Raw genomic sequence first — 17,390 nt, forward strand, 5'->3', positions numbered from 1 at the left:
AGAGCTTTATCCCAATAAATAAAAAATCGATCCTATATTACATCTTAATTGTTTTTTATTGTCCAAAATATCCATACGTTTTGTATTAATATTTTGTGTACGATTTAATATACCACAACCAAATAACTGCACCAAAGATTATGACTCGAAAAATCCAAACTTTTTTCGATTAAAAAATTATCGTTTGCATAAACGCCGACTTAATCATATTTTGGAGAATAATTAAATGTTTGAAAAGTCTGACACATGTTTTCACGTATTATATAATTAGACTATTAATTCATGAAAAAGGGGTAATGAAATGTCTTTACAATTTATTTTGGGAACCGCCAGCTATGATCATGAAGAAGTCATCGTTGATTCACTAAAAGAATCAATCAACAATCACCCTGATGATGAATTTTTCTATCTAGTGCCTAACCACATTAAGTTCGAATCCGAAGTGCAAGCTTTAAAGGACTTAAACACCGACAACGAACCAATCTATGCCGAAAGTAAGTTCCAGACTTTCTCCATTACCCGACTTGTCTGGTATTACATGAAGAATAACCAGGAATACCAAAAGACAAGACTAAGCGACTCCGGTATTAGCATGCTGATCTACCAAATTTTAATCGACCACCAGGATGAATTGACCGTCTTTAGGGGTGAAACCGGTCAACCTGGCTTTATTCAAAAATTAGCTCAACAAATCAGTGAAATGCAAGCCGGCCAAATTTCTGCCGACAACCTTGAAAAAATCGTTGAAAACAATGACAAACTAAACGCTGGATTACGCGATAAAATGCATGATTTCATCATCATTTACCGCGCTTTTGAGGAACAAACTCAAGGAATCTACCTATATAAATCAGACGTTTTAAACCTTTTCTGTCGTTTTATCGAAAATGATGAACTAGACTTATCCCGCAGTCATTTCTACTTCAATGGCTTTAACCAATTTACCGCCCAAGAAGCCAAGCTAGTCGAATTACTAATCAAGCGTTCTGCCGGTGTAACCATTGGTTTGAACTTGGACCGCAAGTACCCCGACGAACTACCACAAGGCCCAAACCTATTCTTCCAATCAGCTAAGTGGTACAACCGTTTTTACAACATTGCCCGTGCCAATAACGTTCCCGTGTTGGTCGATAAAATGGCCAAGAATCTTCGCGTGTCAGATGATTTACACAAACTAGATACGTACTGGGCACAATCCACCGGACTGGGCGATATCGACAAGAGTGAACTAAGCAATCCTGATAGCATTCAGGTCTACCGTGCCGACAGTCCATTTGCCGAAGTGGAAAATATTGCAGTCAAGATTCGCCAAATGGTCGCTCATGGTGGCTACAAGTACTCCGATTTCTTAATCTTGACTCGTCACTTGGACAAGTACCAAAACGTTATCAAACCAGTATTTAAACTACTCGATATTCCTGCGTTTAACGACGTTACCAAGTCAATGGAAGACCATCCATTGGTGGAATTAATTGATGCACTTTTTAGCCTAGAAAATGGCTCTCGTAAGTACCAATACCAAGACGTCATGCGTTTATTAAAGACCGAATTAATGGTCCCAGGTGATGGCAATGGAAACTTTATTGAAGGTGACGATTACCGTCAATACGTTGCCTTAACCGAAAACTTGGTACTAAAGAATGGTTATGAAGGCTCTCGCTGGACTCAAAAGGAAGACTGGCAATACGCATGGCTATCGGACAGTGATTTTGGTGTTCAAGCAGATAGAATGCGTAACATTTCCGGAAAGATTAACGTGATTAGACACTTTATTGGCGATAACTTCCCACCATTCTTCAAGAAGATGCGAAACGCCAAGACTGGCCAAGAGGCCGCTGCCACATTATTCCAATTCCTAGTGGACATGGGAGTGGTTAGAAGACTAAAGCAATGGCGTAACGACTCCATCTTAAAGGACAATCTATTGGATGCGGCGCAACCAGAACAGGTATGGCAAACATTCTGTAATCTCTTGGATGACTACGTTTCAATCTTGGGAAACCGTGAATTTGTTGCCGACGACTTTTTGAGTCTTCTTCAAAGTGGATTCTCAGGTGCCAACTACTCACAAATTCCTTCCACATTGGATCAAGTTGCCATTTCTGAAAGTGGAATCGTTCAAATGAACAACCGTAAAGTGGTCTTCATGATGGGAGCTACCGACGAAGTGATGCCAGATAAGATTACCAACGAAGCACTATTTAGTGACGCAGACCGTGATGATTTGCGTGACTTCTTTGACGATGACCAATACTTGCGTGAAACATCTGAAAACCAAATGGCCAACGATCCATTCCTAAACTATCTAGCATTCCTATCAGGTAGTGAAAAGCTAATCTTTTCCTACAGTCTAGGCGATAGTGACGAATCTTCAGTCGCCATTTCACCATACGTTTCCAGAATTGCGGAACACTTCGACATTGATATCCAACACATTTCCAGTCATCCAACCGCTGATGCCAAGGATATCTACGAATATGTCGGAACTTATCGTTCAACGCTTCGTCACCTGGTTCAAGCCAGCCAAGACGCCAAACTAAATAATTCTAATTTGGCCCCAGCATGGCAATATGTATATAACAAACTAGATCAAAACCTAAACTATCGTGACTTAACCAACAAACTATTGGGTGGTTTGGACTACAACAACACACCAACTCAATTGTTGCCAGAAATCGTTACCGGTTTATACGGGGATAAAATCAACACTTCCATCTCTAAGTTGGAACAATTCTACAGCAACCCATACGAATACTTCTTGCGCTATGGTTTGAAACTAAAAGAACGTGATGTCTTTGACCTATCACCAGCAAGTACCGGTCAGTTCTACCACGAATCAATGGACCACTTGATGCGCATTGTGAACTCAGAACATATCGACTTGGAAAACTTGGACAAACAAGCAATCAACGAATTGGTTGATACCGTTGTGGCCAAGATGTTAGAAGATCCAAACGACTTCCAATACACCATCTTGAGTAGTTCTAGTCGAATGAATTACATCAAGAACCAATTGATTAAGACCGTTAAACACACAATCGAAACCATTCAAAAACAAAGCAAGTACACACCAATGCGTGCGAAAAAGACCGAAATTTCATTCGGTCAAGTTGGTCACAAGGATGACTTAAAACCACTTAGTTTTGAATTGCCCAAGAGCAACGAATTAACCACCGCGAAGTTAGTTAACGTCCGTGGTCGAATCGATAGAATCGATTCAATGAACGTCGACGGCAAGAATTACCTAGGAATTGTCGACTACAAGTCCAGTGAACGTAAGTTGGACTTCTCCCGTGTATACGACGGAACTTCCATGCAAATGATGACCTACATCGATGTGTTAGCGCACAACCTAGGCATCATTGATGAAGAAGAAAAGGCCGCTTTGGCCGGTGCTGTTTACATGCACATCTACAATCCTAAGTACACCAAGGATGATTTGAAAAAATCATTTGAAGAAGCGGTATTAAGCAAACAAAAATACCAAGGAATTCTAGTTAACGACGGTGAACTATTGGATAAGATTGATAAGACCATCGAAGATGACAAGTACGGTTCATCCAACGTTTATCCACTGAGAAAGAAAAAAGATGGTAGTTTCTACAAGTCCAGTCCAATCGTGCAACCCGAAGACTTAGACCTATTGCTATCTCACAACGAGGACCTAATCAAGAAGGCCGGATTAGAAATCTTTACTGGAAACATCGATTTGAAACCAGCGCGCTTTGGTCAAAACCAAGACGCAATGCAATTTACACCTTATCGTTCAATCATGCAGTTCGATCCGCTATTGAATGAAAATAACTACAGAGACGTACCTAACTACTCGTTAGAAGACGTCTTGAAAATGCTAAGGGGGGACAATCAATAATGGAATACACAAAGCCACAAAAAGAAGCCGTTACCGGACATTTTGATGAAAACGTCCTCGTTTCAGCCTCAGCCGGTTCTGGTAAGACCCGTGTCTTAGTTGATCGGGTTATCAACAAGTTGTTACACGACCGCGTCAACATTGATGAAATGCTAATCGTTACCTTTACCAAGGCCGCTGCCAAGGAAATGCGTGACCGTATTCAAAAGGCACTTCAACAAGAATTGAAAAAAGCCACTGACTCCGACGTTAAGGCATTTTTAGTGCGTCAATTACGTCGCTTACCAGTCGCTGATATTTCAACAATGGACTCATTCTGTCAAAAAATCGTCCAAAGTTACTACTACATTATTGATTTGGACCCTAACTTTAGACTGTTGGCGGACCAAACCGAAAGCCAAATGCTAAAGGAACAGGTCTGGGATTCAGTTCGTGAGGACCTATACGCCAATGATGGTGATGGGCTATTTGCTCAATTGACCGAAAACTTCTCCAATGACCGTTCCGATGATGGGCTAACCGACTTAGTATTTAGAATTTACGACTACGCCAACGTAAACCGTGACCCAATTGAATGGTTGAAGAATACCACCAAGATTTATGACATAGATGGGGATGATTTGGTTCATTCCGACTTTTACCAAAACAATCTATTACCATTCATTCAAAATGATTTAACCCAACAACGTCTATCTTTTGAATCAGCTAAACGCATTGCTGACGAAAACTTGATGGAAAAAGAAGCGGCTGCCGTTCAAGTCGATATCGATAATATCAATGGCCTATCCGACATGTTGCCTGATTCCGATTGGAACGACATTAAGCAAGCCTTTGAAGATATCAAGTTCAAGGCTTTCCCACGTGTTACCAAGGACTATGACGACATTGCCAAGGGACTTCATGACCGTATCAAAGACATTCGTGACAATGCCAAGAAGGCGGTTCAAAAACTACCTGATAAATACTTTGCATTAAACGAAGAGGAAAACCTTTCAGTAATGAAGGCTTCTAAACAATTAATCGAAAAGTTAATTCAAGTTGTCCTAGCATTCACCGATAGCTATCAAAAGGCTAAATTGAAGCGTCACTGTCTAGAATTCATTGATGTGGAACATTATGCCTACGATATTCTATCTGGCTCAGACGGCGAATCTAAGGCTGTCAGAGTTAACCTCCAAAATCAATATAATGAAATCATGGTCGATGAATACCAAGATAATAATCGTCTACAAGACGCGATTTTATCAACATTGGCGAACCCAGAACACAGCAATATGTTCATGGTGGGAGACGTTAAACAATCCATCTACCGTTTCCGTTTAGCCGATCCTTCTATGTTTATCGAACGCATGGATAGCGAAGATGGCCACACCATTGTCTTACCCGATAACTTCCGTTCCGCAGAAAACATCGATGACTTCATCAACTTAGTTTTCACCCAAACAATGGACAAACGAGTTGGTGAAATTGACTACACCGGGGATGCCAAACTAAAGGCCGGTGCGAAATACTATCCAGATGAATTGCAATCTAACGTTGATGTGATGATTTACGAAAGTAAGGACGACGAAGAAGAACCAATCGACGACCAATTTCAAGTCCAAGACAGTGCGCATGGCCAAGTCGAAATGGTTGCCCAAAAGATTAACGAAATGGTTGAAAAACAGTTACCAGTGTTTGACCGTGACAAACAAGTGATGCGTCCAATTCAATACTCTGATATCTCAATTATTTCTTCGACTAGAAATAACAACCTCATCATTTCCGATATCTTTGGTTCATACAACATTCCAGTCCTAATCAACGGGGCGCAAAGTTACTTCAAGACCACCGAAATTCAAATTATGATGTCGATGCTATCAATCATCGATAATCCATACCAAGACATTCCGTTGGTGGCGGTATTGCGTTCGCCAATGGTTGGTTTAAATGAAAACCAATTGGCATACTTGAGAATTAACCAAAAGACCGGTGATTACTTCAATGCCGTAATTAATTTCTACGACAATTACGAAAACATGGATCACTCCGAATTTGGTGACCAAGTATTCTCACGCGTGAAGATATTTGTCGAACAATTAAAACACTTCAGAGATGTTGCCCAACAACATGCGATTGTTGATTTAATCTGGGACATCTATGAAACCACCGGATTCCTGGATTACGTTGGAGGGATGCCTGCTGGAAGACAACGCCAAGCTAACTTACATGCCCTATACGAACGTGCATATGACTACGAACAAACTAGTTTTAAGGGATTATTCCAATTCGTTCGATTTGTGCGTCGCATGCAAGAAAGAAACGAAGACTTGGATGAGGCCAATGCTGATGACAACCAAGACGCAGTATCAGTAATGACCATTCATGGTAGTAAGGGACTAGAATTCCCTGTCGTCTTCCTAATGGATGCCTCACATGGTTTCAATAGACAAGACAGCAATAAGGCCTATATCCTAAATGATCATCTAGGACTAGGAATTACCTACACCGACCCTGAAACTAGAATCAAACAAGATTCATTGCAACGCCAAGTGGTTGGTGCAATCGAAAACCAAGGCTTATTGGCCGAAGAAATGCGTAAACTATACGTTGCGCTAACCCGTGCTGAGCAACAATTATTCATCGTTGGTGCCAGCAAGAATGAAAACGACAGAACTAAGGTCATCGATGCCTGGAACAAGGCTGCCAGTGGTGACACCTTACTAGTCGATGCCGCTTTAAGAAGTGGTGCCAAGAGTTACCTAGACTGGATTGGACCTGCATTGGTCCGTCATCCTAACTTTAGAAACAAGTTCGGTGACGACGTTACCTATAAAGGTTTAGATGATGATCAGACTAACTTTGATGTTGAATTCGTGAATGCAAACGACCTAGCTCAACACAGCCCATCAGGCGACAGTGCGGTTAGTGCCAAGTGGTTAAATCACATTGTTGAAAGTGCCAAGAAGATGGTGCCAAAGGATATCAATGTTGATGATGTTGACCAGGTCTTGGACTTCACTTATCAAAATCAAGTTGCGACCCATACCACTGCTTATCAATCAGTTTCCGAAATTAAACGACTATTTGAAGATCCAGATAGCATTCAATTGGGTAACTACGATGAACATTGGCAAGAAAACAATAAGCAAAAGAACATGTACGTCAGCTCTAACTTCACGGTGCCTAAGTTCATGCAATCGGTTGTCAAACCAAGTCCTGCTGAAGTCGGTACTGCCACCCACTTGTTGCTACAAGAGGTGCCATTGGACCACAAGCCAGAAGTAGGAGACGTGGTAGGGATGCTACAACGTTTAGTTGCCGATAAAATCGTTACCCCAGAAATCGCTGACTTAATTCAAACCCAAGAAGTTATCAATGTGTTTGACAGTGAATTAGGACTACAAATGCTGGCTCATCCAGAACGAATTCATCGTGAAGCACCATTCTCGATGCTAATGGATGCCAATCTTGTATTCCCTGGCTTTAATGCCGATTCACCAGAAAAAATCCTAATTCACGGGATTATTGATGGTTATATCGAGTTAGACGATGAAGTCATCTTGTTTGATTACAAGACCGACTACGTTCCAAATGATAGTGATAGAAGTATTGATAAGGCCGTTAAGAAGTACAAGGGTCAAATTAACCTATATGCTAAGGCGTTGGAAAACATCTTGCATAAACCGGTTACTGATAAATTTATTTATCTACTATCAATTAATAAACCAGTCAAAATTAAGTAAAAAAATAACCCTGAACATAATCGTTCAGGGTTATTTTTATTTGCTTATTTATTGTTTAAAGCTGATTTAATGCGCTTGAAGAAGCTACCTTCTTCACTGTTTAGCATGAATAGTTTGTAAACATTTGAGAACTTGTAAGTTACAAAGGCGATGAAGGCAATCGCAATCAATAGTGAAATGATTCCTTCAAATAAGTTTGCAGCATGATTAATCAATCTAATTGGCATCAAGAATGATGAGAATAGTGGAATGTATGATCCAACTTGTGAAAAGATTGAATCAGAAAAACCATCATTAACAAAATTGAATGAAAGCACGAAGATAAATAAAATCAAGAATACAAGTGGTTGAGATGACTTGGCGGCTCCTTCAACGTTGGCTGAAAGAGAACCACAAATCGCTGCAAGCACGATTGAGATTACGAAGCCAACTAAGATGAATAGTAGGTTAATACTAAAGATATTACCGATAAACGTACTAATCAATATGTGTTGGGATGTAAATAGTGAATTAAAGAATGGATACATATTCAATACGAAGTATGCAATCACGCCGGCTCCACTGTAAATTACCATTTGTGTTGCCATCAAGGCAATCACGGCACCAACCTTACCACTAAAGTATGTGCTAGGTGAGACACTACTGAAGATAACTTCTGAAATCTTGGTGCCTTTTTCCTTGGCGATAGTGGTGGACATGATGGAAGCATAAATTAAGGTAAAGAAGTAGGAAATAAAGATTAATACATAGATTGATGCTGTATTAGCATTGGATGTTTGATCAGATTTTTGTTTCTTTTCCTTATCAGTGATTGATGACTTAAACGCTGGTTTTACAGACAATTGCTTGTATTGTTCGCTAGTCACATTACTGGTTTTAACGTTAATGGCAGCTTGTTTTTGGTTCACAATTGCTAATAAATCAGTCTTAACGTCGCTATCTAAGGAGCTACTTCCAAAAAAGTTAATTTTGTATTGGTTGTTTTCCTTGGAAACCTTGATGTAACCATCAATGTTGTCCTTCTTAAGTTCCTTTTTGGCAGTACTTTCGGACTTGATGCTGGTATCAATGGAATCTTTATCCTTGGATACTAGTTCGCTTTTAACGCTTGAATCCCCGACAACGGCGACTTGGTAGTCGTCAAAGTTGTTGGTTGAACTGGCAACTAGTCCACCAATTCCAGCACTAATTAAGACTGAAACGATTGGTGTGACTAGCAAAGCGATGAAACTCTTTGATTTTAAGTGGAGTAGGTAGTTTCTCATGAAGACAATATTGAACTTATGCATGTTTTGCCACCGCCTTTTCTCTAAAGATTTCATCTAATGTAGGTGGTTGTTGGCTGAATTCTTCAATGTATTCGCCACGACTCACGGCGTTGAAGAGGGCCTTGCCGTATTCTTCATCAGTAAGGGTAATCTTGTAACGGTTATGACCACGTGCAACCACTTCGCTGACACCATCAAGTGCAGCTAGTTCGTTTACGGACATGTCGGTTGTCACGAAGACATACTTCTTGCCGAATTGGTTTCTGATTTCATCAACGCTACCGTTTAAAACAACGTTACCGTTTCTAAGCATGACGACGTGATCACAAAGTTCTTCAACGTTGTTCATGTCATGACTTGAGAAGATGATGGCAGCACCATTTTCCTTAGTCCTGATGATTTCTTTCTTTAAAAGATCGGCGTTAACAGGGTCCAAACCACTAAATGGTTCATCTAGAATTACCAACTTTGGTTCATGAATTAGGGTACAGATTAGTTGGACCTTTTGTTGGTTACCCTTAGATAATGATTTAATTTTGTCCTTTGCTTCTCCCTTAACTTCGAAGCGTTTTAACCATGAGTCAATGCGTTCCTTGACCCATTTTTTGTCGCGGCCCTTTAGTTCCGCAAAGTATGTAATTTGACTTTCAATTGTTAGGTCTTCGAATAGACTACGTTCTTCTGGAAGATATCCCACTTCGTTGAAGTCTTTAACGGTGATTTCGTGATTGTTTAATGTAATTTTTCCATCAAATTCGATAAAACGAAGAATGCTGTGAAAGGTTGTTGATTTACCAGCACCGTTTTGTCCGATTAGGCCAAGAATTTGGCCGTCTTTAGCTTCGAATGAAACATTGTTTAAAGCTTGGACTTTTGAAAATGATTTGGAAATATTTTCAATCTTTAAGATAAGCTCATCTCCTCTGTTTTGATAAGCCTAATAATATCATAATGATATTCAAATTAAAATTTAATTTTCGCCGGTGAAAACTAGACATCAAGTATGTTTATCATTACTGAATTTGCGGAAATCAAAAGGCCTAAATATAGCACTTTTGACTTGTGATTAGGTGAACAAAGTTGACCTATTTTTTAATTAAAAATGGATATTTTCTTCAAAAAAACATAGTGAAAATTAATTATTTTCTGGTGATCAATGGGTTGAAACCCTTTATTGACACTGATACAATCAAATTGAAAACGTTAGTAGTATCTAAATTAAAGGAGGGCGTTTTTGATGGTTCAAGTTGATGAAATGATTAACAATTTAGTAAGTAATGCACATACTGCATTAACTGAATTAGAAGGTTTAGATCAATCACAGGTAGACTCAATTGTAGATGCAATGGTCCAAGCTGGTTTAGATAACAGTGCGGAATTGGCAAAATTGGCTCATGAAGAAACTGGTCGTGGAAATACTCACGACAAGACAATGAAGAACATTTTTGCCAGTGGTCAAATTGGTAACTTCATTAAGAATCATAAGACTGTTGGAATTATCGATGAAGACGATGAAGCTAAAACAGTTACAATTGCAGAACCATTAGGGGTATTAGCTGGTGTTACTCCAGTTACCAACCCAACTTCAACTACTTTATTTAAGGCAATCATTGCGATGAAGACTAGAAACCCAATCGTATTTAGTTTCCATCCACAAGCTTTGAAGTCCTCAATAAAAGCAGCTGAAATTGTATTAGATGCAGCCGTTAAAGCAGGGGCACCAATGAGTTCAATTCAATGGATTAGTGAACCAAGCATTGATGCTACCAATGCTTTGATTCATCACCCTGGTGTTGCAACGATTTTAGCGACTGGTGGACCTGCCATGGTCAAGGCCGCTTACTCAAGTGGTAAACCCGCATTAGGTGTGGGTCCTGGTAACGCACCATTATATGTTGAAAAGTCCGCAGATTTAGATGCAGCAGTTAAAGACATCGTATTATCAAAGACCTTTGATAATGGTATGATTTGTGCCACTGAAAACAGTCTGGTAATCGATTCAGCCATCTATGATGACATGAAGAAACGCCTAAGTGACGCTGGTGTATACTTCATCGCTGAATCAGATCAAGATAAGTTAGCACAAACTATGTTTAACCCTGAAACTGGTGGTGTTAACGGACCAATCGCTGGTCGTTCAGCTAAGCAAATTGCTGACATGGCCGGAATTGAAGTGCCAGAAGGTACCAAGGTATTGGCCGCAGAACTAACTGAAGTTGGTCTTGACCACTTACTTTCAGGTGAAAAGCTTTCACCAGTTGTATCAGTATACAAGGTAGCTGATTCAGACCATGCATACGAAACTCTAGAATCCATCCTAAACTATGGTGGATTAGGGCACACTGCCGGAATTAGATCAACTGATTCTGACGTGATTACCCAATTCGGTATCAAGATGAAGGCCTGCCGTATCCTAGTCAATACTCCTTGCTGTCTAGGTGGTGTTGGTAGCATCGTTAACGGATTGGAACCTTCACTAACTCTAGGAACTGGTTCATGGGGCTTTAACTCCATTTCGCATAACGTTACTGACTTTGATTTACTCAACCTTAAGAAAATTGCTTACCCACGTAAGAATAGTAACTTTGAAGAACTTATTAAAAAGTATATGTAATTAAAAAAGACTAGGCATTTGCCTAGTCTTTTTATTATGCGTGAATTAATAGTTTGATTAAGATTAGTGCCACAATGGTTTGAATTAGACCAACTGAAACACTGTAGATTGCAAAACGCTTTCCGGCCTTTAGGAACGCCTTTAAGTTTAGACGTAAACCAATAGCGGCTAGTGCGATGATTTCACACCATGAGCTCAATAGGTGAGCAGTGTTACCGATGAAAGCTGGAAGGTGGAAGAAACTATTTAGGATACAGAAGATTAAGAACCATAGAACGTACCATGGTAGAAAATCAATCTTACCTTTCTTTACTTCTGCTTCAACTTCTTTTTCGGCGTTAGCTAGTGCTTCGTTTTTAGCATGAATGCGTGCAAACACAGTAACCACAACCACTAGCATGATGATTCGCATAATCTTGAATAGAGTTGCGAATTGGACGGTAGTTTGGTTAACCATTGTTGCACTGGCGATAACTTGTCCAACTGATTGAACGGTACCACCAATCAAGGCACCACGTAGCATGTCAACGTGACCAAATACCATGGTACCGATGACTGGAAGAGCTAGCATCATTACGGTTCCCATTAGGTTTACCAATGTGATACTCATACCAGCATCCTCGTCGGAAGCATTAATGACTGGTTTGATGGAAGCAATCGCTGATGATCCACAAACCGCGTTACCACCGGCCATGCAAAGGTAAATTCCTTCACCGAAGTGAAGCCACTTACCAATCATGATGGCAGCGATAATGGTGATGGTCATTTGGATGATGATGAATAGTAATCCGGACCAGTGTAATTGAAGAATGGTTTGGAAAGTGATGGTAAGGCCAAGTAGCATTACTGAGTATTCCAGTAATCGTTTTTCAGCAAACTTGGTACCAGCACTTAGAACTGGTTGTTTTAAAACGGTGTTACCCAACACGATTCCGATTAGGATTGCGATGGTGGCTCCACCGATGTTTGGAATAATAGCTGTAAGAAATTGACTAATAATTGCAATAATAGCTGCAGCTAGAAATCCAATGGTACGTTTTTTAATCGTATCAATCATATGAATTTCTCCTTTATTTATAATATTTAAATTATATCACGTGTGACAACCCTTCTAAACCGTTGAATTGTTAAGCTTTAGTTAATATGATTTTGATAATATCGCCATATCACGTATAATTATAAGTAATAGGAGTGATAACTTATATATGTGGACCATAATTTCGATTCTTATTTTACTTATCCTTGAAATTTATAATGTGGTTAGAAACATTAGAAACAACCGTGTCATTAGAGACACATTGAACAATTATGACAACGTCGTTAAAGTACGTGCCATGATTGAAGAACATGATGAAGATAGCGAGGTTGTTAAAGCTATCAAGGATGAATTCAATGTTAGTTTTTATCCTGCAACTAAAATTTTTATTAGCGTCAGAAAAATGAAGTAAAACAAAAGCCTAACGAGTTAAACGTTAGGCTTTTTTTATTGTTATTTTCGTTTTACAACGGCGTTTAAAATTAGACTAGCAATCACGATTAATACAAGTAGTAAAATCAACGCGTGAAGTGATCCAACCGCAGTTCCGTTTGCTTCATTATTGCTACTCAATTGACTGATGGTAATGATAGCTGAAACGATGGAAGTAGCGATGGCACCTGAGATTTGTTGGATGGTGTTGAAGACGGCGTTTCCGTCGGTTCTTTGTTCACAATTTAGTTGGCTTAATCCACTTGTCATGATGTTACCAAATGATAATCCCATGCATAGCATGTAGATTACGTAGAAACATAAAATCATGGCGTTACTCAAGTGAGTACCGAAGATGGTGAATAATACCAAACCAATTAGTCCGAATAACATTCCTAGTGCTAGTGGCTTGTAAGCACCGAAACGGTCGTACAAACTACCGGATAGTGGGGCGAAGACTGCACCAATTGCGGCACCAGGTAATACCAATAGACCGGCGATGAACGCTGATGAGTGGTTTACGATTTGCACGTAGTTAGGCAAGATGAATGATAAACCTAGTGTAATGAATTGTAGGATAAAGAATCCAACAATGTGACCAGCAAACTTGTGATTTTGTAATACGGATAGGTCCAAGATGGCGTTCTTACTTCTAATGCAGTGCATGTAAAGGGTAATTAAAGAAATCACACCAATGATGATTGGAAGAATGACAACGGCACTTAGGATGTTTCCGGCACCCATGTTTGAGAATCCATATACTAGACCGGTGAAGGTAATCACGATTAGGATTAGTCCGACAAAGTCCAGGCTAGTCTTTTCAATTTTACGTTTTTGTTCGATGTTTAAGACACCCAAGATTAAAGAAATCACTAGGATTGGTAATAGGATGGCGAAGATGTAACGCCAACCGATTGAAGACACGACGATTCCACCGAAAGTAGGACCAACGGCAGGGGCGATGGCGGTAATCAAGTTACCAACCCCCATCATCACACCGATTTTTTCGGCAGGCACTTGATCTAAGATGATGTTAAACATCAATGGTAGGGCAATCCCGGTTCCAAAACCTTGGATCACACGACCTAGTAATAATACTGAAAATGTTGGGGCGCATAGGTCGCACACAACCCCTAGAATAAATAGTAAATTGGCAACGATAAATAATTGCTTGGTTTTAAAGTTACGGTTCAATATTGCAGAAAGTGGTACAACGATTGAAACGATTAGTAAATAGATTGTAGTCATCCATTGAACAGTACTGGTACCGACGTTAAAGTCGTGCATCAAAGTCGGAAATGTGATGTTCATTGAAGTTTCAATGACAACACCACTAAAGGACATGATTCCAGCTGCGATGACTGATAGTAATGTCTTTAATGAAATTTTGCTATCCATTATTAATCCCCCATGTGTTTAATGATTTTATCTAAGCTACTCTCTAGGGCAGCGTATTCTTCATCAGACAAGAAACTATGGATTTGTTGTTGCGTTTCAACCATGAACTTTTGAATGTCGTCTTCGTATTGAACAGCTAAATCGGTTAGGATAACCTGTTTTTGACGAGCGTCCTTGTTCGATTCAACACGGCGGACTAATCCCTTATCTTCCATACGTTTCAATAGCGTTGAAGCGGTGGAACGACGGATGTTGAATTCGTGTTCGATGTCTTTTTGAAACATTTCTTGATCGTAAAACAGGGTCAAGAAGTCGATTACAGACATCTGCATACTTGTTAAATCGTATTGAATCGCAAACTTATCAAATTGCTTGGTAAGTTGGGTTGATGCAATCTTTAGTTGTCTCCCAATATTTTCTGTCATGAATATCACTTCCTAGATTTTGTTAGCATGCTAACAATTATAAAAGGGATAAAATAAAAATGCAAGCAAAAAATTCACAAAAAAAGAACCCCGCATAGGCGAGGTTCTTTAATACTAGACTTCCAAAATCTTTGATAGGAATGATTTTAGACGATCGTTCTTAGGGTGGTTGAAGATTTCATCTGGAGTACCTTCTTCTTGGATGATACCGTCATCAACGAATACCACACGGTCAGCAACTTCTTTAGCGAAGCCCATTTCGTGGGTAACAACAACCATTGTCATACCTTTTTCTTTAGCTAGCTTCTTCATAACGTTTAAAACGTCACCGACCATTTCAGGGTCAAGAGCAGAAGTAGGTTCATCGAATAGCATGATGTCTGGGTTCATTGCTAAAGCACGGGCGATAGCAACACGTTGTTTTTGACCACCAGATAGTGAACTTACTGAAGCGTCGAATTTGTTTTCCAAACCAACAACTTGTAGTAACTTCTTAGCTTGTTTTACAGCATCTTCTTTTGATAGCTTACCTAATTCAACAGGGGCTAACATGATGTTTTTACCAACTGATAGGTTGTTAAATAGGTTAAAGTGTTGAAACACCATACCGATTTGTTCACGAACCTTATCGATATCAACGCCTTTTTTGGCGATGTCAGTACCGTGAACAACAACTGAACCTGAAGTTGGTTCTTCTAACTTGTTTAAAGTTCTTAATAGAGTTGACTTACCAGAACCAGAAGGGCCGATAATAACAACTACTTCGTTATCTTTAACTTCTAGATCTACACCACGTAAGACATGGTTGTCTGCGTATTGCTTGTGTAAATCAGTTACTTTAATTTTGCTCATATCTTAGCTCTCCTTTTTACCCAGTTTGATAGCCAAGTTAATAGGGTAATTACAATTAGGTAGATAATTGCAACCATTGCCCAAACTTTGAATCCTTCAAGGTTTCTAGCGATGATAATCTTACCAGTTTGAGTAAGTTCTAGAATACCGATAATTGATAGGATTGAAGTATCCTTCAAGGTAATGATGAATTGGTTAATGAATGATGGAACCATTAACTTAACACCTTGAGGTAGGATAACCTTTCTCATTGACTTACCGAATGGTAAACCAAGTGATCGAGCGGCTTCCATTTGACCTTTATCAACTGATTCAATACCACCCTTAACAAAGGCAGCAATGTATGCACCTTCATCTAACATCAACGTGATAACCCCGGCTACGAAAGCAGGAATTCTAGTACCAGTTAATGTAGGAATACCAGTGTAGATGAATAATGCTAGAACCAATAGAGGCATACCTCTAAATAAGTAGATAACTGTTGATGATAACCAACGGAAGAACTTGATTGGTAGAACACCAAATAATCCGAAGATTACACCAAAGATGGTTGCGAAGAAGATTGAAACAATTGTTAACCATAGGGTTTGTAAGAAACCTTGCCATAGGAAAGTCTTGTTTTGCTTTAAGATACCAAAGAATGAATGAGTATCTGAAGTGTTCTTCTTAGCGTTTAAGTATCTATCGATGATCTTTTTGTATTCACCGTTTTTCTTTAGGTGAGCTAGACCTACGTTGAACTTCTTTAGTAGTTCTTGGTTAGTACCTTTTTTAACACCGAATGCAACTGGAGTACCAGCAGCTGGTTTAGTAACGATTTTTAGTTTAGTACCTTGGTTGATACCGTATTTTAATACGGGTTCGTCATCGAAACATGCAGCTGAGTTACCAGTTAACACATCTTCGTAGACGTTACTTGAATCATCAAAAGTACTAATCTTGAATCCATATTTCTTTTGAATTGATTGTGCGTATTGAGCACCAGTAGTACCAGTCTTAACTGCGACTGTCTTACCACGTAGGTCCTTTAGACCCTTAATGTTGTCGGTATTTTGAGATACGGCCATAACAACACCTGAGTTGTAGTAAGGATCTGAGAAATCAAATGAACCTTTACGTTCAGGGGTTACGGACATACCCGCAACCATACCATTTAGTTGTCCTGCTTGAACGGATTGGATTAATCCACTAAAGCTGGAAGCTTTCCAGTTAATTTTGAAATGTTGGTCTTTTGCAATTGCGTTGAATAAATCAATATCGATACCAACATATTTATTGTTGTCGTTTGCAAATTCAAATGGTGGGAATGTAACATCCATACCAATTTGGTAAGTCTTTTCTGCAGCATGTGTCTTAGTAGGTGCTGAGAATAAACCAAATGCAACGACGAATCCAACAGTTAATGCCATTAACCATCGAATTACTGATGAATGTCGCTTCATTAGTAAAACCCCTTTTCAAAGTAGTATTTCTTTTCCACGTTATATTTCATAACATTGTATGTTTTTATCATATCAGAACGGACGGGCGTTGTATATCTGAAAACACGATTTTTTTAAAAAAGTTAAGTTTTGATGTCATAAAACATAACATATTAATGGATGTATAAGTTGAAAGTCAAAACTTTATAAAAACTTTACCTTTGATCAAACCCATATGTATCAAGGGTTTTCAGCTCTTATGTAAGAAAAAGGTCAAAAAAGGTCAAATTTAGTATTGAATTATGTAATTTAGGTGGTATTATATTCTTTGGATAAGGAAATAAGAGA

10 protein-coding genes and 1 pseudogene are annotated in these 17,390 nt (G+C 39.2%); 4 read left to right on the forward strand and 7 right to left on the reverse strand.

The features are described from left to right. Window positions 1-301 precede the first annotated feature (301 nt). Both J3U50_RS06055 and addA read left to right on the forward strand, forming a co-directional pair. Window positions 302-3,871 (forward strand): PD-(D/E)XK nuclease family protein, encoded by a 3,570-nt coding sequence (locus J3U50_RS06055; protein ID WP_301945815.1) that lies wholly within the window; start codon window positions 302-304, stop codon window positions 3,869-3,871. Further along, window positions 3,871-7,596, forward strand: a complete 3,726-nt coding sequence (gene addA / locus J3U50_RS06060; protein WP_301945816.1) for a helicase-exonuclease AddAB subunit AddA — start codon at window positions 3,871-3,873, stop codon at window positions 7,594-7,596. Before J3U50_RS06055 ends, addA begins: the two co-directional genes overlap by 1 nt. 44 nt (window positions 7,597-7,640) lie before the next feature. On the opposite strand, the gene J3U50_RS06065 is transcribed toward addA, so the two are convergent. After that, window positions 7,641-8,885 carry an ABC transporter permease gene (locus J3U50_RS06065; RefSeq protein ID WP_301945817.1) on the reverse strand — a complete coding sequence of 415 codons (1,245 nt, stop codon included), beginning with the start codon at window positions 8,883-8,885 and terminating at the stop codon, window positions 7,641-7,643. Next, window positions 8,878-9,774 carry an ABC transporter ATP-binding protein gene (locus J3U50_RS06070; protein WP_301945854.1) on the reverse strand — a complete coding sequence of 299 codons (897 nt, stop codon included), beginning with the start codon at window positions 9,772-9,774 and terminating at the stop codon, window positions 8,878-8,880. The genes J3U50_RS06065 and J3U50_RS06070 overlap by 8 nt, the downstream gene beginning before the upstream one ends. Before the next feature lie 327 nt (window positions 9,775-10,101). Here J3U50_RS06070 and J3U50_RS06075 point away from each other — a divergent pair. Further along, a pseudogene (locus tag J3U50_RS06075) lies at window positions 10,102-11,427 on the forward strand (aldehyde dehydrogenase family protein); the annotation flags it as partial. Between the two features lie 85 nt (window positions 11,428-11,512). On the opposite strand, the gene J3U50_RS06080 reads toward J3U50_RS06075, so the two are convergent. Further along, on the reverse strand, window positions 11,513-12,523 hold the full coding sequence (locus tag J3U50_RS06080; protein ID WP_191978857.1) for a YeiH family protein: 1,011 nt from the start codon (window positions 12,521-12,523) through the stop codon (window positions 11,513-11,515). 160 nt (window positions 12,524-12,683) lie between these two features. Between J3U50_RS06080 and J3U50_RS06085 the strand changes: the two genes are divergently transcribed. Next, window positions 12,684-12,926: a hypothetical protein gene (locus J3U50_RS06085; RefSeq protein ID WP_054608569.1), complete on the forward strand. Its 243-nt coding sequence runs from the start codon at window positions 12,684-12,686 to the stop codon at window positions 12,924-12,926. Window positions 12,927-12,967: 41 nt separating this feature from the next. Here the strand turns inward: J3U50_RS06085 and J3U50_RS06090 are convergent, their stop codons facing one another. From J3U50_RS06090 to J3U50_RS06105, 4 genes are all read right to left on the reverse strand, one after another. Continuing rightward, complete coding sequence (locus tag J3U50_RS06090) at window positions 12,968-14,344, reverse strand: DHA2 family efflux MFS transporter permease subunit (RefSeq protein ID WP_301945818.1); 1,377 nt, start codon at window positions 14,342-14,344, stop codon at window positions 12,968-12,970. A 2-nt stretch (window positions 14,345-14,346) separates the two neighbouring features. After that, window positions 14,347-14,769 carry a MarR family winged helix-turn-helix transcriptional regulator gene (locus J3U50_RS06095; RefSeq protein WP_263502842.1) on the reverse strand — a complete coding sequence of 141 codons (423 nt, stop codon included), beginning with the start codon at window positions 14,767-14,769 and terminating at the stop codon, window positions 14,347-14,349. Between the two features lie 114 nt (window positions 14,770-14,883). Continuing rightward, entirely contained in the window at window positions 14,884-15,621 is a 738-nt protein-coding gene (locus tag J3U50_RS06100) for an amino acid ABC transporter ATP-binding protein (protein WP_053792184.1), read from the reverse strand. Then, a complete protein-coding gene (locus J3U50_RS06105) occupies window positions 15,618-17,030 on the reverse strand; it encodes an amino acid ABC transporter substrate-binding protein/permease (protein WP_301945855.1) in 1,413 nt (470 codons plus the stop codon). The genes J3U50_RS06100 and J3U50_RS06105 overlap by 4 nt, the downstream gene beginning before the upstream one ends. Between the last annotated feature and the right edge of the window lie 360 nt (window positions 17,031-17,390).

It is taken from the genome of Lactobacillus sp. B3795 (genome assembly GCF_026535805.1).
In the GTDB taxonomy this organism is placed as follows: domain Bacteria; phylum Bacillota; class Bacilli; order Lactobacillales; family Lactobacillaceae; genus Apilactobacillus; species Apilactobacillus kunkeei_C.

What these genes read in the sequence shown, in the direction of transcription:
- J3U50_RS06055 (WP_301945815.1), top strand. Translation starts at nt 302, where the DNA reads ATGTCTTTACAATTTATTTTGGGAACCGCCAGCTATGATCATGAAGAA.
- addA (WP_301945816.1), top strand. Translation starts at nt 3,871, where the DNA reads ATGGAATACACAAAGCCACAAAAAGAAGCCGTTACCGGACATTTTGAT.
- J3U50_RS06065 (WP_301945817.1), bottom strand. Translation starts at nt 8,885, where the DNA reads ATGCATAAGTTCAATATTGTCTTCATGAGAAACTACCTACTCCACTTA.
- J3U50_RS06085 (WP_054608569.1), top strand. Translation starts at nt 12,684, where the DNA reads ATGTGGACCATAATTTCGATTCTTATTTTACTTATCCTTGAAATTTAT.
- J3U50_RS06090 (WP_301945818.1), bottom strand. Translation starts at nt 14,344, where the DNA reads ATGGATAGCAAAATTTCATTAAAGACATTACTATCAGTCATCGCAGCT.
- J3U50_RS06095 (WP_263502842.1), bottom strand. Translation starts at nt 14,769, where the DNA reads ATGACAGAAAATATTGGGAGACAACTAAAGATTGCATCAACCCAACTT.
- J3U50_RS06100 (WP_053792184.1), bottom strand. Translation starts at nt 15,621, where the DNA reads ATGAGCAAAATTAAAGTAACTGATTTACACAAGCAATACGCAGACAAC.
- J3U50_RS06105 (WP_301945855.1), bottom strand. Translation starts at nt 17,030, where the DNA reads ATGGCATTAACTGTTGGATTCGTCGTTGCATTTGGTTTATTCTCAGCA.